Origin of the sequence: Clostridium sp. ATCC 25772 (assembly GCF_001573875.1) — a bacterium.
Taxonomy (GTDB): Bacteria; Bacillota; Clostridia; order Clostridiales; family Clostridiaceae; genus Clostridium_J; species Clostridium_J senegalense.
In genome coordinates this window covers 23,490-49,321 of the sequence record NZ_LFRG01000027.1, presented here as the reverse complement: position 1 = coordinate 49,321, position 25,832 = coordinate 23,490, and the positions used below count along the sequence as shown (strand labels likewise).

25 protein-coding genes are annotated in these 25,832 nt (G+C 26.5%); 23 read left to right on the top strand and 2 right to left on the bottom strand.

Annotated features, from left to right (window positions below; all coding sequences use genetic code 11):
• Window positions 1-318: 318 nt before the first annotated feature.
• From AZI32_RS11050 to AZI32_RS11035, 4 genes are all read left to right on the top strand, one after another.
• A complete protein-coding gene (locus tag AZI32_RS11050; protein ID WP_061995893.1) occupies window positions 319-1,935 on the top strand; it encodes an ATP-binding cassette domain-containing protein in 1,617 nt (538 codons plus the stop codon).
• A gap of 142 nt (window positions 1,936-2,077) precedes the next feature.
• Window positions 2,078-2,797, top strand: coding sequence for a hypothetical protein (locus tag AZI32_RS11045; protein ID WP_061995892.1), 720 nt, complete (start codon window positions 2,078-2,080; stop codon window positions 2,795-2,797).
• A gap of 179 nt (window positions 2,798-2,976) precedes the next feature.
• Window positions 2,977-3,780, top strand: coding sequence for a hypothetical protein (locus tag AZI32_RS11040; RefSeq protein ID WP_061995891.1), 804 nt, complete (start codon window positions 2,977-2,979; stop codon window positions 3,778-3,780).
• A gap of 115 nt (window positions 3,781-3,895) precedes the next feature.
• Window positions 3,896-4,915 (top strand): hypothetical protein, encoded by a 1,020-nt coding sequence (locus AZI32_RS11035; RefSeq protein ID WP_061995890.1) that lies wholly within the window; start codon window positions 3,896-3,898, stop codon window positions 4,913-4,915.
• A 114-nt stretch (window positions 4,916-5,029) separates the two neighbouring features.
• Here AZI32_RS11035 and AZI32_RS11030 read toward each other — a convergent pair whose 3' ends face one another.
• Window positions 5,030-5,896 (bottom strand): cation diffusion facilitator family transporter, encoded by an 867-nt coding sequence (locus tag AZI32_RS11030; protein WP_061995889.1) that lies wholly within the window; start codon window positions 5,894-5,896, stop codon window positions 5,030-5,032.
• 590 nt (window positions 5,897-6,486) lie between these two features.
• On the opposite strand from AZI32_RS11030, the gene argS reads away from it, so the two are divergent.
• The 19 genes from argS (at window position 6,487) to AZI32_RS10935 (ending at window position 24,527) form a co-directional block, all read left to right on the top strand.
• Entirely contained in the window at window positions 6,487-8,181 is a 1,695-nt protein-coding gene (gene argS, locus AZI32_RS11025; RefSeq protein ID WP_061995888.1) for an arginine--tRNA ligase, read from the top strand.
• Window positions 8,182-8,644: 463 nt separating this feature from the next.
• Entirely contained in the window at window positions 8,645-9,517 is an 873-nt protein-coding gene (locus tag AZI32_RS11020) for a DegV family protein (protein ID WP_061995887.1), read from the top strand.
• A gap of 146 nt (window positions 9,518-9,663) precedes the next feature.
• Window positions 9,664-9,960 carry a hypothetical protein gene (locus tag AZI32_RS11015; protein WP_061995886.1) on the top strand — a complete coding sequence of 99 codons (297 nt, stop codon included), beginning with the start codon at window positions 9,664-9,666 and terminating at the stop codon, window positions 9,958-9,960.
• 297 nt (window positions 9,961-10,257) lie between these two features.
• Window positions 10,258-11,169 (top strand): alpha/beta hydrolase, encoded by a 912-nt coding sequence (locus AZI32_RS11010; RefSeq protein ID WP_061995885.1) that lies wholly within the window; start codon window positions 10,258-10,260, stop codon window positions 11,167-11,169.
• Window positions 11,170-11,323: 154 nt separating this feature from the next.
• Entirely contained in the window at window positions 11,324-11,743 is a 420-nt protein-coding gene (locus AZI32_RS11005) for a hypothetical protein (protein ID WP_061995884.1), read from the top strand.
• A gap of 12 nt (window positions 11,744-11,755) precedes the next feature.
• Window positions 11,756-12,139 carry a hypothetical protein gene (locus AZI32_RS11000; protein ID WP_061995883.1) on the top strand — a complete coding sequence of 128 codons (384 nt, stop codon included), beginning with the start codon at window positions 11,756-11,758 and terminating at the stop codon, window positions 12,137-12,139.
• Window positions 12,140-12,421: 282 nt separating this feature from the next.
• A complete protein-coding gene (locus AZI32_RS10995; protein WP_026022173.1) occupies window positions 12,422-13,483 on the top strand; it encodes a methylcobamide--CoM methyltransferase in 1,062 nt (353 codons plus the stop codon).
• Between the two features lie 64 nt (window positions 13,484-13,547).
• Window positions 13,548-14,192: a corrinoid protein gene (locus AZI32_RS10990; protein WP_082761219.1), complete on the top strand. Its 645-nt coding sequence runs from the start codon at window positions 13,548-13,550 to the stop codon at window positions 14,190-14,192.
• A gap of 91 nt (window positions 14,193-14,283) precedes the next feature.
• Window positions 14,284-15,360, top strand: a complete 1,077-nt coding sequence (locus tag AZI32_RS10985) for a uroporphyrinogen decarboxylase family protein (protein ID WP_082761218.1) — start codon at window positions 14,284-14,286, stop codon at window positions 15,358-15,360.
• 25 nt (window positions 15,361-15,385) lie between these two features.
• Window positions 15,386-16,384 (top strand): MtaA/CmuA family methyltransferase, encoded by a 999-nt coding sequence (locus AZI32_RS10980; protein ID WP_061995882.1) that lies wholly within the window; start codon window positions 15,386-15,388, stop codon window positions 16,382-16,384.
• 2 nt (window positions 16,385-16,386) lie between these two features.
• Complete coding sequence (locus AZI32_RS10975; RefSeq protein WP_061995881.1) at window positions 16,387-18,114, top strand: ASKHA domain-containing protein; 1,728 nt, start codon at window positions 16,387-16,389, stop codon at window positions 18,112-18,114.
• Between the two features lie 27 nt (window positions 18,115-18,141).
• Window positions 18,142-19,011 carry a uroporphyrinogen decarboxylase family protein gene (locus AZI32_RS10970; RefSeq protein ID WP_061995880.1) on the top strand — a complete coding sequence of 290 codons (870 nt, stop codon included), beginning with the start codon at window positions 18,142-18,144 and terminating at the stop codon, window positions 19,009-19,011.
• Window positions 19,012-19,174: 163 nt separating this feature from the next.
• Window positions 19,175-19,441, top strand: a complete 267-nt coding sequence (locus tag AZI32_RS10965; protein WP_061995879.1) for a metalloregulator ArsR/SmtB family transcription factor — start codon at window positions 19,175-19,177, stop codon at window positions 19,439-19,441.
• A 241-nt stretch (window positions 19,442-19,682) separates the two neighbouring features.
• Window positions 19,683-20,477: an arsenite methyltransferase gene (gene arsM / locus AZI32_RS10960; RefSeq protein ID WP_147582067.1), complete on the top strand. Its 795-nt coding sequence runs from the start codon at window positions 19,683-19,685 to the stop codon at window positions 20,475-20,477.
• A 149-nt stretch (window positions 20,478-20,626) separates the two neighbouring features.
• Window positions 20,627-21,667, top strand: a complete 1,041-nt coding sequence (locus tag AZI32_RS10955) for an aldo/keto reductase (protein ID WP_061995878.1) — start codon at window positions 20,627-20,629, stop codon at window positions 21,665-21,667.
• Window positions 21,668-21,898: 231 nt separating this feature from the next.
• Window positions 21,899-22,444: a hypothetical protein gene (locus AZI32_RS10950; RefSeq protein ID WP_061995877.1), complete on the top strand. Its 546-nt coding sequence runs from the start codon at window positions 21,899-21,901 to the stop codon at window positions 22,442-22,444.
• Between the two features lie 15 nt (window positions 22,445-22,459).
• Window positions 22,460-23,095 carry a chloramphenicol acetyltransferase gene (locus AZI32_RS10945; protein WP_010292005.1) on the top strand — a complete coding sequence of 212 codons (636 nt, stop codon included), beginning with the start codon at window positions 22,460-22,462 and terminating at the stop codon, window positions 23,093-23,095.
• 218 nt (window positions 23,096-23,313) lie between these two features.
• Window positions 23,314-24,120 (top strand): class I SAM-dependent methyltransferase, encoded by an 807-nt coding sequence (locus AZI32_RS10940; protein ID WP_010292004.1) that lies wholly within the window; start codon window positions 23,314-23,316, stop codon window positions 24,118-24,120.
• Between the two features lie 179 nt (window positions 24,121-24,299).
• Complete coding sequence (locus AZI32_RS10935) at window positions 24,300-24,527, top strand: hypothetical protein (protein ID WP_010292003.1); 228 nt, start codon at window positions 24,300-24,302, stop codon at window positions 24,525-24,527.
• A gap of 225 nt (window positions 24,528-24,752) precedes the next feature.
• On the opposite strand, the gene AZI32_RS10930 is transcribed toward AZI32_RS10935, so the two are convergent.
• Complete coding sequence (locus AZI32_RS10930; protein WP_010292002.1) at window positions 24,753-25,547, bottom strand: hypothetical protein; 795 nt, start codon at window positions 25,545-25,547, stop codon at window positions 24,753-24,755.
• Window positions 25,548-25,832: the final 285 nt, after the last annotated feature.

The following is a 25,832-nucleotide window of genomic DNA, read 5'->3' as shown; positions in this document are numbered from 1 at the left end:
AGGGAAACAAGCTCGAATTTAAATTTATTCAATAACTTTAAAATATTTTCATACAAAATGTAGTGTTGAATTCTAAGCAATTCAGAGCATGTCTCACTATTTTGGGTATCCAAGTTTTGGAATGGATAATTTTAAAAGTCAACTTGGAATCCTATAGCAAAGAGATTTTAAATTTATAATTGTAAATAAAGCAAGCTATATGCTATAATAGTGAACGTGTTTATATTGAGAACACTAATTGTAAAAAATATACTGATTTTAGGTGATTAGTTATAATTACAAAAGAATAAATTTGAATTATTTGGAGGGTACATATTAATGATACAAGCAACTAATATTAGTTTAAGATATGGTGGAAGAAAACTTTTTGAAGATGTTAATATAAAGTTTACTGAAGGAAATTGTTATGGAATAATAGGAGCAAATGGAGCAGGAAAGTCTACTTTCTTAAAAATATTATCAGGGGAAATAGAAGCAAATACTGGAGAGGTATCTATAACTTCTGGTGAAAGAATGGCTGTTTTAAAGCAAGATCACTTTGAATATGATGAAGTAGAAGTATTAAAAACAGTTATGATGGGTCATGAAAGATTGATTCAAATAATGGATGAAAAAGATGCATTATATGCAAAACCAGACTTTACAGATGAAGATGGAATAAAAGCATCAGAACTTGAATGTGAGTTTGCAGAATTAAATGGATGGGAAGCTGAAAGTGAAGCAGCTACATTATTAAATGGTTTAGGAATTACTGAAGAATTACATGCAAAATTAATGAAAGATTTAAGTGGTCCAGAAAAAGTTAAAGTATTACTTGCTCAAGCTTTATTTGGAAAACCAGATATTTTAATAATGGACGAACCGACTAACCACTTAGATATAAAATCTATAACTTGGCTTGAAAACTTTTTATTAGATTTTGAAGGAACTGTGATAGTTGTATCCCATGATAGACATTTCCTAAATAAAGTATGTACACATATGGCAGATGTAGACTTCGGAAAAATTCAACTTTATGTTGGAAACTATGATTTTTGGTATGAATCAAGTCAGTTAGCACTTCAAATGTCAAAAGATCAAAATAAGAAAAAAGAAGAAAAAATTAAAGAACTTCAAGCTTTTATAGCTAGATTTAGTTCAAATGCATCTAAAGCAAAGCAAGCTACTAGTAGAAAGAAACAATTAGATAAAATTACATTAGATGATATACAGCCATCTACAAGAAGGTATCCTTTTGTTGGATTTAAACCAGAAAGAGAAGCTGGAAACGATATTTTAGAGGTTAAGAACTTAAGTAAAACTATAGATGGAATAAAGGTTTTAGATAATATTAGTTTTAGAGTAAATAAGAATGATAAAATAATATTTTTAGGTGAAGGTATTGCAAAAACTACTTTATTTAAAATTTTAGTAGGAGAACTAGAAGCAGATAATGGTGAGTTTAAATGGGGAGTTACAACTTCTCAAAGTTATTTTCCAATCGATAACTCAAAGTATTTTGAGGACTGTGACTTAACTTTAGTTGATTGGTTAAGACAATATTCTGAAGAAAAATCTGAAAGTTTTATAAGAGGATTTTTAGGAAGAATGTTATTTTCTGGAGAAGAAGCATTAAAAAAATCTTCTGTATTATCAGGAGGAGAAAAAGTTCGTTGTATGTTATCTAAGATGATGTTAAGTTCCGCTAATATATTAATTTTAGATGAACCAACTAACCACTTAGATCTTGAATCGATAACATCTGTAAATAATGGACTTATAAACTTTACAGGAACATTATTCTTTACATCACATGATCATCAATTTATTCAAACAATAGCTAATAGAGTTATAGAAATAACTCCAAATGGAATGATGGATAGAGCGATGACATATGATGAGTATTTAGAAAATGATGAAATTCAAAGTAAAATTCAAGAAATGTATAAGAAGTAATTTATAAAAAATGGCCTAAGATAATTTTATTATCTTAGGCCATTTTTATAGTTATAAGTATGGAAAACATATGAAAAAATGGAACTTAACTTCTAGAGGGGGAATAGAATATTATAAATAGCACTTTTGAGGTGATTTTTATATGGGTATGAACATAAAAGTAGAAGAAAGTATTATAAATAATTCTAACAATTATTGTAGCGATATAACAATAGAACATAAACAGATAGGAAGTAGTGGAGTGAATTCTGGTGAAAAAAAGTTAAATAAAGCAAAAGTTCCTGTTTTACTTGCTACTGTATTCATGAAAACTACTATATTAGAAGAGGTAACAATTCCAGAAGGTTATATAAGTATAGAAGAATGTAAAAGAGATGTTTTTATAAAAAATTGCAAAATTTTATATGACAACTTAATTGTTGAAGGATATATATTAAAAGATATTTGTTATGCTACACCTAAATATGGTGATAGTAATTTGGAAAAATATAATTTTTGTGAAAACTATTTAAGAAATGTGAAAATAAAAATTCCATTTAACATTTCTACTATTATAAGTGAACTCAATTCTAATAGTTTTACAGAAAATAAAAATGGTAAAGTTTTAAATAAGGATAATAAAAAAAGATATTTTGAAGAAAATTTCAATACATCGTCAATATGTGAAAATTATTTTAAAAATTCTTTGACTTTTAATGATTTGCCTTATGGTGATTTAACTGGTTGGACAATAGAGGGAGTAGATAATTATAAAAGGGAAAATAAAGATACCAAACTATATAAAGTATTTAGTGAAAAAATTTCATTAAATTTAGATTTTGATATATATGTAAAAAAGTATGTAGAAGTGACTATTATTTAATAATATATATAAAATAATAATTAATTTATTTAAAAAATGTTTAGTTATAATAAATTGTTTGCAAAAAATGTAGAGGAGTGTAACAAAAACAAATAAATACAATATATTATAGTATAAAGCTTGTAATACAGCTTTATTTATATATTGTGATTACACTATATTTTGAGGTGAAAAAAATAATGAGCAATAATTGTATACCAAACTTATTACCAAGTGGATGTCCAACACATGATTGTAGTGATATAGAACTAGAATCTACTATATTAACACCTACAGGAACTTCTCATAGAAGACATGGCGAAAAGAAAATAAAAAAAATAGGTGAAGCAAAAATTAGTGGTGTAATAATTGATCACGTTCAAATTCCGGAGGGATTTGTTGAAATAAAAGGAATAAAAAGAACTCCTATAATAAACCAATGTAAAATAATAGATCATATGCTAATTGTTGAAGGATATATTATAAAAGATATAAAATATGCTACTCCTATAGATCCAACAATAGATACAAGTAGATGTAGAACTTATAGAAATAATTTAAATGATATAATTATAAAAGTACCATTTAGTTTTGCTAGTCCATTAGATAGACGTATAAGATTGCCAAGACCGGAAGCAAGAGAAAAAAGAAGGTTTGAATATTATAACAATACAATAGAACCATGTGATAAGGGATTTATGGGTCAATCATTATGTGATGGAGAAGAATTTGAAAGTGTAACATTATTTAGACCGCCTTTTGCAGAATTAATATCATGGTCAATACGAGAAGGAGACATTTTAAGAAAATGTGATGAAAATTGCTGTGAAGGAGAATTATATTCTATATTTACAGAAAAAATAGTATTAACTCTTGAATTTGATATATTTAAAACTGAAATAGAAAGATGGCATTATAGTGGAGAACCTGATGGTAAAGAATGCTATGGTGTAGATGATGAAGCAGTAGAAGATGATCAGTTAGTAGAAGATGATCAAGAGTAGGATAGAAGAATATATATAAAATTGAATATTGAAAATTTAAAAATAATGCAGAGTTGTAACAACTCTGCATCTTTTTTATAAAATAATATTATAGCAATGTTATGGTGGGGTATATATGGAATTAGAAATATTACTAATAAAAATAGCTGTGGAATTGATAATAAAAAAAATTAAAATTGATTCTAAAACCTTAAATTATATATTACTATATTTATATTTAGAAGAAATTGATCAAACATCTAAAAATAAAAAAAAAACAATAAATAAAATTAAGGATAGTAGTACTTATAAGATAGATTCAAAAGAACATAGTAAGAATACCGAAGTTGATAATACAAATATTAAAAAATATTATAAAGAAAGTAGGATATTAAATGAAGATGATTATTATAAAAAAAATCATTGTAAAGAATTAAAAGAAAATGAAAGAAAAAAAAGTTATAAACGAATTTTAAGTGAAGGCTTTAATAAAAACAACAAAGAATATAGTGGTAATTATAAAAAAAACTATAGAAATTCATATGAAGTTAAGCCTGATTATAATAGTGTTGATTTAAGTAAAATACAAGTTTGTGATAGTGCATCAATAGAAGGATATAAGAAAGACGATGTTGTTTTGAAAAAATCACAAGATGATAAAAGCATAAAAAAAGTAGAAGTTCAATTAGCTAATACAATTATTAATGATTTAGTAGTAGCAAATGTGGAATTTAATTTTCCAGTACTTAAAATATTGAGTGTTAGCAGTGAACTTTTTATTTTAAATTCAAACTGTGCAAAAAGTAATAAAAATAATAAAGGGATACTAATATATGAAGGGATTTTATCTATAACGATAAAGTATTTAAAACCTAAGGATATTATAAAAAATGGTTTTTCATGTGAAAGTGGATATTATGTGATTTATATGCCTTTAGAAGGGGCTAAGGAGGTAGATTTAGAGTTTAATCCTTTTACAAATAATAAAACTGTAATAAAAGACATAAAAATGATTATATCAAAATATACGGAAAATATACTGACAGAATTTGTACATTGTTCACAGGAAAGTGGTATATTTAAAATTAAATATAAATTTGTAAATTCTTTTAATTATAATGTTGAAATATTAGAAGAAAAAAAAGTATTAATGTAGGATTACAAGTCTTAAATTTAAGTCACTTAAATATTTATTAAATTGTTATTAAAATAAATAAATGTTAAGAAAGAAGCGCATTAATATATTGCGCTTCTTATTAAAGTTAAAAATTTAAGCTTTATATGGGTTAATATGAACCATACAATGTTTTATATTAGAGTTTTCTTCTATTAAATTATGAACCTTTGTTGCTATTGAATGACCTTCATCTACTGTAAGGTTAGAATTTACAGAAACTGAAACATCTACATAAATTTTATTAGCATGAAGCCTTGTTCTTAGCTTATCTATACTTTCAACTCCATCTATGGATTTTATTTTATTTTCTATTTCTAACACTGTATTTTTATCTGCAGATTGGTCTATAAGTTGAGATATACTTTCTTTTGCTATATTATAAGAAACTTTGATTATTAAAATAGAGATTACTAAAGCTACTAATGAATCTAATACAGGGAAACCCATTCTAGCGCCTAAAATTCCTAGAAGCGCTCCAATTGATGATAATGAATCAGATCTATGATGCCATGCATCTGCTTTTAAAGATGGACTGTCTATTTTTTTAGCATATTTCATTGTGTAAAAATACATCCATTCTTTAGTGATTATAGAAATTATAGCTCCTAATATCGCAATGGAAGTTGGAACACTAAGATTTCCTGAAATTATGTTCTTAATACCAGTAAAACCGATACCAATAGCTACTATAAAAAGTAATATAGATAAAAATAGTGAAGATAAACTTTCTATTTTTTCATGTCCATAAGGATGAGATTCATCAGCAGGTTTGCTAGAAAGTTTTAAACCTATAATAACACCTAAAGTGCTTATTATATCTGAAAAAGAGTGAATTCCGTCTGCTATCATTGCATTACTTTTAGATATAATGCCAATAAAAATTTTTACAAAAGATAATAGTCCGTTAACTATTATAGTGTTTTTACTAACCTTTACTCCGATTTCTAAATTGTTATTCATAATTCCTCCATTATCAATTGATATAACATAAATAGTTTATTTATATATAAGTATACTAACTATAATATACTAAAATTCTTGTTTTGTGAATAAAAACTAAATAAAAATATATGTGGATTTTGTTATCAATTGAGAATGAAAACAGCGGTTATTTAGTAATGAATATATATAATGCATAAGGGAAAAGATAATTTTGAAATTATATAAATAAAATAAATGATAAAAACTATTGACAAAATTAAGTATATGTATATAATGTAATATATAATTTAATGAAAAAATCAATGAAAAGGATAGTACTTTCTTTAAAGAAATTAAGCGAGTAAGGAACTGGTGTGAGCCTTATATTTCAAAGAAGCTTAAGTGGGGACATAAAAGCATAGCAATTGCTATAGGAAGAGAGCCTTGGAGATGCAATTTTAGAAAGTTAGTTTAATATAAGCTAACAAAGGATTGCCGCTAAATAGCGTTAAATTTTGAGAGGATCTTATAATTAAGATCAAATAGAGTGGTACCACGGATATTTACCCGTCTCTTTACTTTTGTAAAGAGGCGGTTTTTTTATTATAAAAAATTAGGAGGAATTTTAAATGGATTATAAAAATCATATAGCAAGTATATTATCTTCAAATGTAGATATATCAATAGATGAGTTAGAAAAATTAGTAGAAATACCACCAAAGTCAGATATGGGTGATTATGCATTTCCTTGTTTTTCATTAGCAAAATCAATGAGAAAAGCACCACAAATGATTGCACAAGAATTAAAAGAAAAAATAAAGGATAATAACTTTGAAAAGGTTGAAGCTTTTGGACCATATTTAAATTTTTTTGTTAATAAAGAGATTCTTATAAAAAATACTATAGAAAAAATTTTAAAAGAAAAAGATTTATATGGTAGTAATAATGATGGGGACGGAAAGAATGTAATAGTTGAGTATTGTTCAGCTAATATTGCAAAACCTTTCCACGTAGGACATTTATTTACTACAATGCTTGGAAATTCTTTATATAAATTATTTAATTTTCATGGATATAATGCCATAGGAATAAATCATTTAGGTGATTGGGGAACACAGTTTGGTAAACTTATATACGCTTATAATAATTGGGGAGATGAAGAAGCTTTAGAAAAAGAACCAATAAAAGAGATGTTAAGGGTTTATGTTAAGTTTCATGATGAAGCAGAAAAAGATCCATCTCTTAATGATGAAGGCAGAAGACATTTTAAACTACTTGAAGATGGAAATGAAGAAGAAGTTAAACTTTGGACTAGATTTAGAGATTTAAGTTTAAAAGAGTTTGACAAGTTATTTAAAATGTTAAATGTATCTTTTGATTCTTTTGCAGGCGAAAGTTTTTACAGTGATAAAATGGATGCAGTTATAGAAGAGATAGATGAAAAGGGTCTTTTAACAGATAGTCAAGGAGCAAAGGTGGTTATGCTTGATGAATATAATATGCCTCCTTGTATAATAAAAAAGGCAGATGGAGCTACTATATATGCAACTCGTGATTTAGCAGCAGCATTTTATAGAAAGAAAACTTATGACTTTTATAAAAATATATATGTAGTTGCAAAGGATCAAGCACTTCATTTTAATCAAGTATTTAAAACAATAGAACTTATGGGTCATCAGTGGGCTAATGATTGTACACACGTAGGATTTGGGCTTGTAAGATTTGCTGATAAAAAGCTTTCAACAAGAAAAGGTGATGTTGTATTTTTAGAAGATTTATTAAATGAAGCAGTAGCTAAAACTTTAGAGATAATAAATGAAAAGAATCCTGAATTAGAAAATAAGGAAGAAGTGGCTAAAAAAGTTGGTATAGGTGCAATAGTATTTACTTATCTTAAAAATAATAGAGAAAGAGATATAATATTTAACTGGGATGAAATGCTAAGCTTTGAAGGTGAAACAGGTCCTTATGTACAATATACTTATGCAAGAGGAAGAAGTATATTAAGAAAAGTTGGAGAAGGTTTAGATGAAAATATAGATTATAGCAAATTAAATTCTAAGGAAGAATTTGAACTTGTAAAAGAACTTGGAAACTTAGAAAATGTAATTAATTTTGCGTTAGATAAGCTTCAACCATGTATGGTAACAAGATATTGTATAGATGTTGCTAAAGCATTTAATAAATTTTATAATGCTCACAACATAGCAAACTCAGAAAGTGAAGAAATTAAAAATGCAAGAATTAATCTTGTAAAGGCAACACTTCAAGTATTGAAAAATGGATTGTCTTTAATAGGTTTAGAAGTTGTAGAAAAAATGTAAAAAATAAAAACAGGAGCTATTGGAAAATTAACTAATAAAAGTTAATTGGTCAATGGCTCTTTTTATGTAGAATTACATTTATTTCAATAATAATTTATATGTGTAAAATATTATTGAATTTTAAATTTATTAGATTAAGAAAATTTAAGATTAACATCATACTAATAGTTCCAAAAATGTACTTTGCAATAAATAGTTAGACGGCGAACTTATTTTGATAGTCAAACCATTTGAATATCAAAATAAGTTATGTTATAATGTGATATCTTGATAAGATATCGTTTATTTAAAATTTATTGAATATTAATATTTTAAAATAGCAAACTATCTTAAAGACAATTAATAAACAATAATTTAGAAAATGATTTAGTAGAGAGTATAAAGTGAAAAAAAATATATTATATATAATGAAGGGATTGGAAGGAGGAAGTTACTAAAATGGATATTTTAGTAGCGAAAGTAAATGGATATAAAACTTATAACAGATTCTGCTTGTGATTTACCATTAAATTATATTAAAGATAACAACATAGAATTTCTTTCTTTAGGTGTGAATATAAATGGGGATTATATTTTAGATGATTTAGGTGATACGTTAAAGTATGATTACTTTTACAAGGAATTAAGAGATGGCAAAACGGCATCTACATCTCAAGTAAATATCTATGCTTTTGAAGAGGTTTTTGAAAAATATGTTAAAGAAGGTAAGAGTATAATATATATAGGATTATCTTCAGGTTTAAGTGGTACGATTAATAGTGCTAATATCGCAAAACAAAATATTTTAGAGAAATATGAAAATGCAGATATAAATATAATAGATTCTATAAGTGCATCTTTAGGAGAAGGGGCATTAGTGTATTATGCTTGTGAGATGCTAAGAGAAGGTAAGGACAAATGTGATGTTGTAAATTGGTTAGAAGAAAATAAAAGTAAGATATTACATGCTTTTACTGTAGATGATTTATCCCATTTAAAAAGAGGCGGAAGAATTTCATCTGCAGCAGCAACAGTTGGATCTTTATTGAATATAAAACCTATACTTACTATAAATAATGAAGGTAAAGTTGTTCAAGCTGGGAAAATAAAAGGAAGAAAAAAAGCAATTAAATATTTAGGAGCTCAAGTTAAAGAAAAAGCACTTAATATAGAAAATCAAGTTATATTTATAGCCCATGCAGATTGTGAAAAAGAGGCGCATGAACTTAAAGAAATAATTTTAAAAGAAAATAATGTAGAAAAGGTTATTTTAAATTCTATGGGAGCTGTAATTGGAGCACATGGTGGCCCGGGAACGCTTGCTGCTATTTTTATTGGAGAATGTAGAGATAGTTAAATAATTGGTAGAAAGTTTACTTTATTAAGATATGAAGTAAACTTTTTTATTTTGAAACTATATTAAAAATATGTTAAATTGTATGAAATATGTAAAATAATTTTAATTATATAATACTATTATAATATAGGGAGGGTATGAATATTATGATAAGTATTTTATGTTTTTTAGCTATGATAATTTTCATGTTTTATATAATTTGTATTACCTGTAAGTTTATTATAAAAGGTGTTGGAATAGGGCTAGGCATTTTAATCAGTATAATAGCATCCATAATTATATTAGTTATAATTCTTCCAGTGATAGCCTCATTAGGCATTATAGGGGTAACTATAGGTGGTATTTTAACCAGTATAATTGCAGTATTATCATTTATAGTATGTAGTCCTTTTTTTGTTGGTTTATGTGTATTAATTATTTTAATATATATATGTAAAAGATAGAAATTAGAATAAATAATTATTTTAAAAATATATATTAATGGAGATGAATTTTTACTGACAACTAATTTCTATGGATTTATTCTATAGAGATTTTTATATAAAATAAGGTGACAATAGATTTTAAATTTGTTGTCACCTTATAAATTTTATAGAAAATTAGTCTTTACTAGTTTATTTTAAAAAACATTAATTTTAAAAGTCAATTTGCAACCTATATATAATAATACTTTGTTGACTGAAAAAAATCTTTTGAATATAATTGTATTATTTAAGTAGTGTGAGGTGGGATGATTTACTATGATTAACATAATTATATTTTTACTATTAGTTTTAGTGCTAACAATAGTATATTTAGTTAACTACTCTTATAAAAAAGTTATATTAGGAAAGAAGAAAGATAAAGAAGAAGCTTTTAATGTTTTAAAAAATAGAGGAAGCTATGATGTAAATTTATACGATAGTATAGAATATGAAAATTTAGAAGTTGTAAGTAAGGATGGATATAAACTTAAAGGATATTATATAAATAAATTTCCTAATAATAAAAAGGTTATTATATTATGCCATGGATATACAGCAAATCATTATTTAACTCTTCAATATATTGATATATTTTTAAAAGATGGATTTAACATATTACAAATAGATGTAAGGGCTCATGGTGCTAGTGATGGGGAATATCCAACTTACGGTATATTGGAAAGAGAAGATTTAGATATATGGGTTGAAAAAATTAAAGAAAAGTTAGGTGAAGATGCTATTATAGGATTGTGTGGTCAATCTATGGGAGCTGCAACTGTTCTTATGTATGGTGGAAGAAATGAAGAAAAAATAAATTTTATAATAGCTGATTGTGGATACTCAAATGGAAAGGAAATTTTAAAATATCAATTTAAAAAAGCTAAGGTTCCTCTAACGCCAATATATCCATTTCTAAATATGGTATTTAAAATCAAATGTAAGTTTTCAATGAATGATGTATCACCAATAGATGATATAAAAGAAAGTGAAATTCCAACTTTGTTTATACATGGAACAGCAGATACTACAGTTCCATGTTTTATGAGTGAGGAAATGTATAAAGTTAAAAAAGGGAAAAAAGATAGATTACTTATAATTGAGGATGCAGGTCATGTTGTTGCATATGATAAAGATAAGAAAAAATATGAAGATATAGTTCACAAATTTATAAATAGTGTTTTAAATTAAATTTAAATCTAAACTAGCTACCTAAAATTATAATTTTAGGTAGCTAGTTTTACTTTTATAACAATTAAAAATTTTGGTAAGATTTATGAATAAAAAACAATCATAGGTAGAATATTAGTTTTAAATATAAAAAATTCATGGAGGAGGGATTAATTTGAAAAGAGTAAATATCACTCTAATTTCAATCTTAATATGTTTAATAGGGTATTCAAATTGTTATGGAAATCCAACTGATGTAAAAAATGTGTTTGATTTAAAGTATGATAACAAAAAACTATATGAAGAAAAGTATTTAAATAATGAAATTGTAGTTTATGGAAAAATATACAAAATAACTGAAAAGGATGATGAGATAGTAATATTTATAAAGGAGCACAATTCTCCATTAGAAAATACACCTACAATTGATTTAGATAAAAGAGCAAAATGTATAATGAAAAGTTCTGATATAGAAAAAATATGTGATTTAAAAGTATGGACAGAAGTATCAATAAAGGGCATTTTGACCGATTGTGGAGTTAGAACATTAAAATTAGATAACTGTACAATATATGAAAATATAGGTAGTAATTAAGGAGCTGTAAATATGAATAAAAAGTTTGCTATTTTTGCGATTATAATAACTGTATTTTGGTGTAAAAATGTAATTGCAATAGAACCTATGACGTTAAAAGATGTAGTGATGATGCAATATAATGAAGTTAAATATAATAGAACTAAAGATACTGAAATAGTAGTAAAAACTACTATTGATAAAATTGAAAAAAAAGATGAAAAAATAGTAATAAAATCTATTGAAGATTACAATATTATTAGAGGAAATTTTGAATTTGAACGTTATGATATTGAGCAAATAGAAAGTTTAAAAAAAGGTGATAATATATTAATAAAGGGGACTTTAAAAAAGATTAACGATGGTTTTTTAGGATTAGTAATATATATGGAAGATTGCAAATTAGAAAGCTTTTAAATATATAGAATCAAACTAAAATATTACTTCATAATTTTATGTAAAAAATTAATAGACATAAGAAACCTACAATATTTTCAATGTAGGTTTTTATTATTTGATAAATTATATTTAATATGAAAAAATGTTAATAGAAAAATAAGTAATAAAATGTAACTTTATAGAATATACTGATAGATATTGTACAAGCTATAGCCTTTTTCTATTGGAATAGAATTGATAAATACTTTAAAATACAGTTGAAGAACAGTGAAAAGGAGGGGCCTTATGGACAAGTTAATTATTAAGAAAGATGAAATGACGCCTAAGGAAAGGATGGCTGCTTACTCTAAAGGTTTAGAAATAGATAGGATACCATGTATGCCACAAATGGGAGTTACAATGGCACCACTTATGGGTATAACAACAAATCAGTATTATAATTCTGCAGAATACATGGCAGAACTTGAAATATTTTTATTTAATAAATTAGGTCATGATTCAGTAGGGGTAGGAACTACTTTAAGAGGAGTAGCAGAAGCTATGGGAAGCAAAATTGCTTATCCTAATAATGGGGTATCTTATTTAGAAGAACCAGTATTAAAAGATATAAGATTAGTAGATAATCTTTCACCAGCAGATCCATATAAAGATGGAAAATTACCATTAGCTTTAAAAGCGCTAGAAATTATAGTGAAAAAAATAGGTGATAAAGTAGATGTGGGAAGTGATATAGCAGGACCACTAAGTGCAGCAGCAGCTGTAGTTGGAACAGAGAACTTATTAAAAGGCATGATAAAATATCCTGAGAAAGTTCATACATTGTTAGAAATAGTAACAGAAACAAACTTAAGGATAGTAAAAGCTTTTGCAAATTTAGGTGTAGATTTAGGAATGTCAGATCCAGTGTCATCTACAAGCTTAATAAGTGTAAAACAATTTAGAGAATTCTCTATGCCTTATGAAAAAATGTGTGTAGATAAAATGAGAGAGCTTTCTGGAAAAGGAACGAGCATACATATATGTGGTAAAAGCAAAGAGATATGGGAATCTATTTTAGAAACTGGTGTATCTTCTTTTAGTATTGATAATGCTGAAGATATAGAAGAAGCTAAAAAAATATTAGGACCTAAAGTGTGTATTTCAGGTAATGTTAAGCCTGTAGATACTATGAGAAATGGAACAATTGAAGAAATAATGAATGAAGCTAAATTATGTATAAAAAAGGGCTATGGAAGTCCTAAGGGATATGTTTTAAGTACAGGATGTCAAATTCCTATGGGAACACCAATTGAAAATATAGAAGCATTCATGAATGCAGCTAGAATATATGGAAGATATCCAATTAATGTAGATGAACTTTAATATAAAAGGGTAATAAAAAGGTAATAAAAAGTAATCATATAGTTTTGGAAAAGAGGTAGTTATTGTGAATAAAGAAGAATTATTTAAAAATATTAGTGATGCCATAGTAGATATGGAGGAAGATATAACTAGAGAGTTATGTGAAAAATCTTTAGAAGTGGGTATTCCTGCTTATGAAACTATAAATAATGGATTAATTAAAGGTATGGATAGAGTGGGAAAATTGTATGAGGAAGAAGAATATTTTCTTCCAGAAGTACTAATTTCTTCAGATGCGATGAATGAAGGATTGGGTATTTTAAAGCCTCATTTAGATAGAGGAATATTAGATAAACCATTGAAAGTTGTTATAGGCGTTATAGAAGGAGATACTCACGATATAGGAAAAAATTTAGTGAAGGTAATGATGGAAGCGGCAGGATTTACTGTATATGATTTAGGTAGGGATGTTCCAGTTACTAGATTTGTTGAAGAGGCAGAAGAAAAAGAAGCAGATATTATTTGTATGTCAACACTTATGACAACAACTATGCCAGGAATGAAGACTGTTATAGATAATTTAAAAAATAGAAATATTAGAGAAAGATTCAAAGTTATGATAGGTGGCGGTCCAGTATCTCAAAAATTTGCTACTGAAATAGGTGCGGATTTTTACACAGTTGATGCAAATGAGGCAGTTAGAAAAGTAAAAGAAGTCTTTGTAATCTAGAAATATAGATAATTTAATAATTATTATATGGGAAAATGCTCTTAATTTTTTATAGAGCATTTTTATATATTAAAAGGAGTTGTAGGAAAGTATGGAGGAAATTATTATTAAGAAAGATGAAATGACTTCTAAAGAAAGAATGTCAGCTTTTTCAAAGGGATTAGAAATTGATAGAATACCATGTATGCCGCATATGGGAGAGTCTATGGCACCACTTATAGGAATAACAATTGATGAGTATTATCACTCAGCAGATAAAATGGCAGATTTAGAAGAATTTCTGTTTAATAAATTAGGTCATGATTCAGTTGGGATAAATACAACATTAAGAGGTGTCGGAGAAGCTTTAGGAAGTAAATTAGTTTTTCCAAAGAATAATATATCTTATGTTGGAGAACCAATATTAAAGGATATAAAAGATGTACACAATTTAGATGTTATTAACCCATTTAAAGATGGAAAGATTCCTATTTGTTTAGAGGCATTATCTAAAGTAGTTGATAGACTTTCTAAAGGTGTAAATGTGGGATTCAATCTAGCTGGACCACTAAGCGCAGCTTCAGCTGTTATAGGAACAGACAAACTTTTAAGAGCTATGATAAAAAATCCTGATAAACTTCATACTCTTTTGGATATTGTTACACAGTGTAATATGAAAATTATAGAAGCTGCATCAAATTTGGGTGTAGGTTTTTCAATGTCAGATCCAGTATCATCTACAAGTCTTTTAAGTATAAAGCAATATAAAGAGTTTTCTATGCCTTATGAGAAAAAATGTGTTGACAAGGTTAAAGAAACAACTGGTGGAGGAATGGGTATTCATATTTGTGGTAAAAGTAAGGAAATTTGGGATTTAGTAGCTGAAACAGGAATAACATCTATAAGTATAGATAATATTGAGGATGTTAAAGATGCAAAAGATATATTAGGTAACAAAATTTGTATTTCAGGCAATGTTAAACCAGTAGAAACTATAAAAAATGGAACCATAGAAGAAATTATGAATGAAGCTAAAAGCTGTATAAAAAAAGGTTATGGAAGTCCTAAAGGATATATATTAAGAACTGGATGTCAAATTCCTACTGGAACTAAAATTGAAAATATAGAAGCTCTTATGAATGCAGCTAGAATATATGGAAGATATCCTATAGACATAAGTAAACTTTAAAAAATTAAAAGGGAAGGTTTTAGTTATGAATGAAAAGAAAAGATTATTAAAAGTTTTAAAAGGTGAAAAGGTAGACAGGCCTCCAGTTATATGTCCAGGTGGTATGATGAATGCAGCTGTTACTGATATATTAAAAGAAATTAAAGAAAACCACAATTGTGATTTAGAAGGTATGGTAATGGCAGCAAAAATGGTGAATGAAGAAATTGGCTTTGAAAATTATGGAGTACCATTTTGCATGACTGTTGAGGCAGAACCATTAGGTATAGAATTAAGTTTCGGCGATAAAACAGTAGAGCCAAGAGTAACAAAATATAATGAAGAAGAGATAGGGGAAATTATTAAAAAATATGATATAAATCCTATAAAAGATAAAAGAATGCCAATTGTTTTAAAGGCTATAGAAAAACTTAAAAATAATGAAGTACCAGTGATAGGTAATATAACTGGTCCCATAAGTACTGCAACTTCTATTGTAGATCCTTTAAAGCTTATAAAAATGTTTAGAAAAGATCCAGATTTAGCATATGAATTTATAGAATATGTAAATGATTACTCTATAGACTATGCAAAAGCTATGATTAATGCAGGAGCAGATGTTATAGCCATATCAGATCCTACAGCTACAGGTGAAATTCTAGGAAGAAAAAACTTTGAAAAATTTGCTTATCCTATGTATAAGAAGTTTTTAACTGAAATACATGAACTAGATACTCCTGTAATAATCCATATTTGTGGTGATACAAAAAATATTATAGAAAGTTTAGATGACTTAGATATTGATGCAGTAAGTTTTGACTCTATAGTAAATATGAGAAGTGCAAGAAAACAAATAAATAAAGCACTTATGGGGAATGTAAGTACCTTGCTATTACATCAAGGTGATAAAGAAAGAATAATAAGGGTAACAGAAAATTGTATTAACTCTGGTGTTGATATAGTTTCACCAGCCTGTGGACTTGGTATGTCAACTCCAAAAGAAAATTTAAGAGCTATGACGGATTATGTGAAAGGGAGAAGATAGTAATGGCAATAGCACATTTTATAGATGAGAATCTAAAGGTACAATGTGAAGAAGGAAAAACTATACTGGAAGTTATAAGAAAAAATAATTTAAAGTTAGAAACTCCATGTAATGGTATTGGCATTTGTGGAAAATGTAAGGTTATTGCAAAGGGCAAATTAAGTGAAATAGATACTATAGAATTACCTTTTATAAATAAAGAAAAAAATGAAAGACTTGCATGTGTAGCAAAGATTCAAGGGGATGTTGATGTACAATTTATTAAAAACAATAAAAATTTAAAAACAGTAACTAAAGGTAAATCAATAGATATAAAAGTGTCACCTAAAATAAAAAAAGAATTAGTAAATAACTTAGATAATAAAGTTTCAATACCATATATAGAGTATGTAAATGAGGATGTATCTTCAATAGAACTTTATGAAAAAATTTACAAATTAGAATCAGAAAATGTGGATTCTTTTGAAGTTGTGAAAAATAACTCAACAATATTAGATATAGATAATAAGATAGAAAAAGTTTACTCAGTAGCAATAGATATTGGAACAACAGGAATATCCAGTTATCTTATAAATTTAGAAAATGGAACAATTTTAAACAAATTATCTTCATTAAATCCTCAAACAGAATTTGGTGGAGATGTTTTAACAAGAATAACATATTGCATGGAGAATCCTAACGGTTTAGAAGACTTACAAAAGGCAATTACACTAGAAATAAATAGATTAAGTGGAGAACTTATAAGAGGAATAGGGGAAAGAAAAAATATTTATAATATAGCTATTGCAGGTAATACTACAATGTTACATTTATTATTGGGAATTAGCCCTATTTCATTAGCAAAAGCGCCATATAGACCGATATTCTTAAATGGGCTAGAAATAAAAGCTACAGATTTAAATATAGATATAAATCATGAAGGTACAATTTTAATTCTCCCTAATGGATCTGCTTATGTTGGAGCAGACATAATTGCTGGGGTTGTAGCTAGTGGATTTGATAGAAATAGTGAGTGTAGCATATTTGTAGATATAGGAACTAATGGAGAAATAGTTGCCATAAATAATGGTCAGATAATGGGGACATCCACAGCAGCTGGTCCAGCATTAGAAGGTATGAATATAAGTTGTGGATGCAGAGCTCAAGAAGGAGCTATTGAAGGATTTAGAATAGATGAAAATTACCATATTGAATACTCAGTAATAGGAGATTCAGAGCCAATAGGAATATGTGGTAGTGGTCTTTTAGATATAGCTGCAGAACTTGTAAAAGCTAATGTAATATTAAGCAGTGGGAGATTTAATAAGGAATTACCAGATAAATTAAAAAATAGATTAAAAGAGAAAAAGTTTTATATAACACATAATATATATATTTCACAAAAAGATATTAGACAAATTCAATTAGCTAAAGGAGCAATTGCAGCAGGAATAACTATGTTGTTAAAAGAAATGAATATATCAATAGAGAATGTGAAAAATGCATATATAGCTGGAGCTTTTGGATATCATGTTAAAGGTGAAAGCATTACAAGTATAGGACTTATTCCAAAAGGATTTAGTGGTAAAATAGATTTCTTAGGAAACACATCTTTAGAAGGAGCAAGGCTTGCAACTATAAATGAAGATGTATTAAAGTCTATGATGGACTTAAAAGAAAAAATATCAATATTAGAACTTTCAACTAGTGAAGAATTTCAAAAGCATTTTGTAAAAGAATTAAGTTTTTAAAATTTATAAATAAAGGTGATTAAAAATATGTTTAAATGTGTTAGTGATAATATAGAAAGTATACCTAAAACAATATGTGATTGCTATCCAGACTTTTACGATAGAATAAATACTAATGAATTTATGTCAAAAATTTCCAAGGAAATAAAAGAAATAAAAAATGATGTATTTTGTAAAGTGCCATTTTGTAATACTATAGAGGCTGAAGCTTTTGGAGGTATAATAAAATTAGCAGATGAAAACACATCATCACGAGTTGGGGAATATTTTATTAATAGTGTTGAGGATTTAGAAAAAATAAGGCCAATAAATTTTTCTAAAGGTAGAATAAAAGAAGTATTAGATTCTGTAAAGAATTTAAGTGAAGATAAGGAAAATGTTGTATTAATGGTAGAAGGTCCTATGACAATAGTTACTTCACTTATGGATAGTAGGTTGTTTTATAAATTATATAGAAAAAATAAAGATGCTATAGAAAAACTTTTAAAATTAATAGAAGAAGGCATAGTAGAATATATTAGAAAAGCTATTGAAAATGGAGTTAAAGTTATATCGTATGCAGACCCTGTTGGTAACATAGATATAATTGGACCTAAATATTTTAAAGAGTTAACAGGTACTATGACGTGTAATATTATAAGGAGTGTGAAAGACATTTTAATAAGTAATAATGTTTTATTTCACATATGTGGTAGAACATCTACATCCTTAGAAGAATGTGACTTTGTTAATAAAAAATGTATTCACGGAAATGAAGAGTTAACTTATGGAGAGAATTTAATGAATTTATCACTAAATAAAGAAAATGATAAATTAATTGTTGTTGGACATTGGTGTATAAAAAGAACTTTTTTAAATAAAAGTGATAACATAATAACATTATTAGAATTAAAATAAAATTTAGAAACATAGAAACCAGCCCGCTAATTACTAAAATGGATTAGGTGCTGGTTTTTTTATAGAAAAAATAAAAATGTATTGACAAAAATAAATAAAAAACATACTATATAAGTATATTAGAAAATGCTTATATAGTATGTTTTTCTTTAAGGAGGATTTTATGGAGAAGGAAACAAAAATTTTAAAGGCCTTGGCCCATCCAATAAGATTAAAAATAGTAGAAAAATTATCTAAAGAAGAGTTATGTGTATGCAAATTGAATGAAGATGTTGAATTTACTCAGTCTAACTTATCACAACATTTAAAAATATTAAAAGAAGCAAATATTTTAGATTCTCGTAAGGTGGGAATGTGGATGTATTATAGTATAAAAAATGAAGAAGTACTCAAAATTTTAGAATTAACTAAAGTGATTGCAAGTAAGTGATAATATATATTAAATAAAAAAGGAAAACGATAATTATAGGGAAATAAGCTCCAATTTAAATTTATTCAACACCCTTAAAATATTTTTGCACAAGATGTAGTATTGAATTCTAAGTGATTCGGAGCATGTCTCACTATTTTAGGTATCCAAGTTTTGGAATGGATAACTTTAAGAGTAAACTTGAAACCCTATAAATAATCAAAGTTAATGATATTAGATAAATACAAAAGGAGAATATAGTATGAAAAATTTAAGTGATGAAAAGATAAAAAGTGCTGTATTAAAAAGTTACAAGTCAATTGCAATATCTAATGGTGCAAGTGAGAGTTGCTGTAACAATAAAACTTTAACAATAAAAAATTCACCAGTAGATATATCAAGTAAAATAGGATATTCAATGAAAGAACTAGAATCTGCACCAAAAGAATCAAATATGGGACTAGGGTGTGGAAATCCACAGCTTATAGCAAATATAAAAGAAGGTGAAACCGTATTAGATTTAGGATGTGGAGCAGGATTCGATTGTTTTTTAGCAGCTGATAAAGTAGGCGATAAAGGAATGGTAATAGGGGTAGACATGACCTTTGAGATGTTAAAAAAGGCAAGAGCTACGAGTAGAAGAAATAGGTATAAAAATGTTGATTTTAGACTTGGTGAGATTGAGAATCTTCCAGTAGAAAATGCTATAGTGGATGTTATCATATCTAATTGTGTTATAAATTTATCTACTAATAAGCAGAGGGTATATAATGAGGCTTATCGTGCTTTAAAAAAAGGTGGAAGAATTGCTATATCAGATATAGTAATAATGAAAGAGCTTACAGAGGAAATGAAAAATGATGAAAAGCTTTATTGTGGATGAGTTACAGGTGCATCCTCAGTTGAGGAATTAGAAGCATATCTTCATGAAGCTGGTTTTGAAGATATAACAATAGATGTAAAAGAAGTACCTAAGGAATATGAAGAAAAATGGGGACATAATTTAAAAGTTGGAGAGTATATTATGTCTGCAGCTGTTAAAGCAGTAAAAAAATAAGTTATAAAGGATATTAAAAGGATGTATTTATAATTGTTTATAAATCATCCTTTTGTAATTTAAAAATAGATTTGAATTTAAGCTTATACCATATATAGCCTAATATATGAATATACTATAGAGATAATATTAAAAAGGTAGGTTGATTTATGGACATAAATGGATATGCAACTTTAGAAGGTACAAAGATGTACTTTAACAAAATGAGTGTGGATAATTCTATTTTAAGAAGAACCCCTTGGTTTTATACATTACCAATGGCCATTGGCACATATCTTGGGGAAACTAAGGAAGTTCATTCAGAACTTTATGTAGATAGTATAATCTATGGATTAAGTCATGGTGTTAATTATGTTGATACAGCAGCCATTTATAGAGAAATGAGATCAGAAAAAGATATAGGAAAAGCCTTAGAATATTTAATAAATGAAAAAAGGTTAATTAAGAGAAATGAAATTGTTATATCATCAAAGGCAGGTATTATTGATAACAATTATGATTTAGGTATTAGTTGCAGTGATTATATAAATAATATAATTTTAAAAGAACCTTCAATAAAAAGAGAAAATCAAATAATAGAAGAAAATCAAGTTATATATTCAATTGATAGTGCACTACATGAATTTTCTTTAAAAAATAGTATGAAAAATTTAAAAGTAAGTACTATTGATATTATGTATATACACAATCCGGAGTTATCAATGAGTATATTAAAAGAAAAAGAATTTTATAATCAATTACAAGAGCTATTTAAATTTTATGAACAGCAAGTTAAAAATGGTAGAATAAGATTCTATGGTATGGCAACTTGGTATGCTTTTAGAGTAGGAGAAAATAATCCAATGCATATTTCTTTAGAAAAAGTAGTAAGTTTAGCAAAAAAAGTAGGGGGAGAAGGACATCATTTTAAGTTTATTCAAATGCCATATAATATAAAGAATACTGAAGCATCTACAAGTAAGACTCAAAAGGTAAACAACAGATATGTTACTCCGATAGAAGCTGCAAATAGATTGGATTTATTTGTTACAATAAGTGCTCCACTTAATCAATGTAAGGATTTTGACAACAGTGAATTTAATTATAAAAAACTTATAGATTATGTTATAAATACTAAAGGAGTATATGCTGCTATGATAGGAAGTAAAAGAAGAGAGAATTTAATAAAAAATATAGATGCTATTTTATAATTTTTAAATACAAGATGCAGTGTTAAATTCTAAGTAATTCAAAGCATGGCTCACTATTTTAAATATTTAAGTTTGGGAAAATAGTTTTCAAATTAAATATAAACTATTTAATAAAAATATAGCATTTTTTTAAATGCTATATTTTTATTATATTTCTAAATAGTCATATTAAAATGTGTTGTATGAATGTAAGAAAAAATTGTATAATACCTAGAGAAAGAAGGTGGGAAAATGTATTTTAATGCGTTAAAAGAGGTTAGTGCAATATTAAATAAACTGAATTGTTTATGGGCAGTAGGAGGTTCATTAGTGCTTTATAATAAAGGGTTATGGGAATGTCCTAATGATATAGATATATTAATAAATTTTAAAGATGTAGAAAAAGTAAAGAATGTAATGGATGTAAGATATGAAAAGCTAGAACTTAAATATAAAGATAGTTTTAAAACAAAGGCATTTTTTGGATATAAGATTAATGGCATAAACATAGAGTTTATGGGTGATTTTAAAATAGTTTCTAATGATAATGTATACTCATTTTTATTAGATGAAAAAACCATAATAGATAAAATGGATATAGATGGTGTAAAAGTAAATGTATCATCATTAGAAGATTGGATTGTAGCATACTATTTAATGGGTGATCCAAAGGGACGAGTTCCTATAATAAAAGAATATTTTATAGAAAATGGAGTAGAAAATAAGGAGATACTTGAAAGAGCATTGAAACAAAAAGTGTCTAAAAATTTGGAATATGAAATGTTAAATTTAATGTAGTAGGGAGAGTGTGATTTGAAAGAGTTAAATATAGATCAATGGAAGAGAAAAAAACAATATGAGCATTTTAAAAATTTAGATTATCCACACATTAGTGTATGTGCTAATATAGATATTACAAATTTTTATAATTATATAAAAACAAAAAGAAAACCTTTTTTTATATCCTTTGTATATGTTGCTACTAAAACAGCCAATCTTATAAATGAATTTAAATATAGAGTTAGAGATGAAAAAGTTATAGTACATGATGTTGTTAGTCCATCATTTACAATAATGAATGATGATGAAGTATTTAATTTTTGTCCTGTAGAATTTAGTGAAGATTTTAATGAATTTGTAAGTAGAGGGACTAATGAGATTGATAGAAGAAAAAAGTTTGTAGATCTTAAAGATGAGCCTAATAGAGATGATTTCTTATTTATTACAAGTATTCCATGGGTATCATTTACTAGCATGTCACATCCTATACATATGAGCCCAGTTGATACTATTCCAAGAATAGCATGGGGGAAGTATTTTAAAGAAAATGAAAAAATAAAAATGCCATTATCAATTCAAGCACATCATGCTTTGGTAGATGGTGCTCATATAGGGATGTACTTTGAAAAAATTCAACAAATATTAAATAATCCAGAAATTTATCTTTAATTTATTAAAGCGACATTGTAAAATACAATACTGTTATGTAAAATAAAGGTAAGATATGTTTTAAATGTGATTATAAGAAACTAGTTATAAAGAAACATGATTATAACTAGTTTTTTATATAATTAATAGTTTTAATAATATAAATATTTAGGTGGTAATCTTATAAACGATTATATAAAGAAATATAATTGTTTTATTTAATAAAAGGGGTGAAAAAAATGATTGAGGAGGTTAGAGAATACTATGATAAAGAAGCTGAAAGGGAATGGGAAAGACTTGGAAAACCATATTCAAATATAGAATTTTTAACAACAATTAATATGATTAATAAATATTTTAAAAAAGATGGAAAGATTTTAGATATAGGTTGTGGACCAGGTAGATACTCTATAGAACTTTTAAAAATGGGATATAAAGTTTCACTTTTAGATATTTCACAGAATGAACTTGATATAGCAAAGAAAAAAATAAATCATATAGGATTAAAAGCAGAAAACTATTATTGTCAAAGTGCTTTGGAATTAAGCAGTTTTGAAGATGAAAGTTTTGATGGAGTTTTATTAATGGGACCGTTATATCATTTACATTATGAAGAAGAAAGAGAGAAAGTTTTAAGAGAGGTTTATAGAATACTAAAACATGATGGTATAGCATTAATAACTTATATTAATACTTGGGGATGTTTAAAGGCAGCTGTAAGTGAGTTCCCAGAAGTATTTAATGATAAATTGCATTTTGATAGATATTTAAAAGGAAATTTAAAATTTTCTAAAGATGAAAGTTTTACAGCAACTTTTTTTACAAGTCCACATTTAGCCATAGACGAAGTTAAGCAATGTAATTTTAAAATTGTATCCTATGGAGGAGCGGAAAGTTTTTTAAGTGGACTAAATATACAAATGGAGAATCTATATAGGTATGCACCTGAATTATATGATAATTTTGTACAAGCAGCTATAGAGTGTTGTGAATTACCACAGTATAGAGATAGTACAGAGCATATTAATATAATTGTAACTAAATAAAGGGTATATTGAATGAGGTGATGTTTTGGAATTTAATATTTCGGTGGCTATTGCTTTTATAATAAACATAATAATATGGGGTGGCATTATATGGTTACTGGTGAAAATAATAAAGATTATAAAAAAGAAAAGTTTATAGCATTTTAAAATAATAAAAAATAGTATACGGAGCTGATAGAATGAGCAGAAAAAAATCATTATTTTGTGAAGTAATAGATGAAATTATAGATATATTAACTTCTCCATTTAGAAGAAAGAAAAAGGATAAAAGAAAAGTTAGTAGCAAAAAAAGTACAAAATCAGAAGATATAAATGTATTAAAAAAAGCTATAGAAGAAAGTCAAGGTACTATAGAATTAGGACAAGAGGAAACTAATATTGTTAAGACATGGCTAAAAGATGATTAACATAAAAACCTATAGACTAGAACAATGAAAAGTTTAAGTCTATAGGTTTTATTATATAGGGTTCCAAGTTGACTCTTAAAGTTATCCTTTCCAAAACCTGGATACCTAAAATAGTGAGACATGCTCCGAATCATTTAGAATTCAATGCTGAATCTTGTATGAAAATATTTTAAAGTTATTGAATAAATTTGAGCTTGTTTCCCTATATACTTGAAAAAGTAAAAATTAAACATGAATACATAATGGAACTATGCCTATGTAGATAGGGGTAGGTTCTGGAAAATCAAAGTTTTCAGCATATGGAAAATTTAAATTATTTGTTGATATAAACTTTTTTATAGGCTCTATAACATCATCTACCATAGTATCTCTTAAGATAGAATCTATATAAGCTACTTTGCCAAAGATAGTTACAGGTTTATTTTCTATACAACTTAATGAAGAAAAATTATCTTTACTAAGAGGTATTACTAATCTATATTTATAAAAAAGTAGCTGAGAAAAATAATCTACACAATGATTAGTATCTATATCAGTTAAAGTAGATTTTAAGTATGTCAAAAATTTTGTAGGGTCCACCGTATTGGAATTAGCATTGGATAGCATTTGAAGTTCTAGTGAATTAGCAATGGAACAAAGATTTTTCACCTCAGGATCTTTAAATAATAGAGTAGTAACTTCAATCATATCCCCTGCTTTAAGGGATTTTAAATCATTTAAATTATTTAAGTTTTTTATAAGATTATTTTCTTCTAGCATTTCATGCAGTCTTAAAAAAGTTGTAGTTGGACACTGACAAATAGATTCAATAGTTACAGTTACAAAAGCTTGAGTATATTCTATGGTTCCATTTCCTTGAGTAATTCTTCCACAGGTAAGTTCGCTTAATGGCAATGTTGACTTGATGGAAAATTCTTTTTTATTTATAAAAAATTCAGTGTTAGCAAGAGCGATTACAGTAGCTTTAAATATAGAAACTAAGTATGGTGGATTTAAATATATTGGTGTTACAATAGGCATAAAAATCAACTCCTAAAATTCATTTTACACTATAATTTTTATTAAGTTAAAATCTCTTTAAATAGATCTAATTTTTTAGTTATATATGTTTTTAAATTACACGTTTATTAAATTTCAAAATTTAAAATTTAATATTATATAAATATTTCTTATTATTAAGTGTATAAAAAATATTCTAAAGTAGAACTGTTGTAAACAAAAACGTAGTTATAATATGTTAAAAGATTAAAAAAAATGATATAATTTAAAAGTGATAATTTTCGAAAAATTTCAACTAAGGGGGAT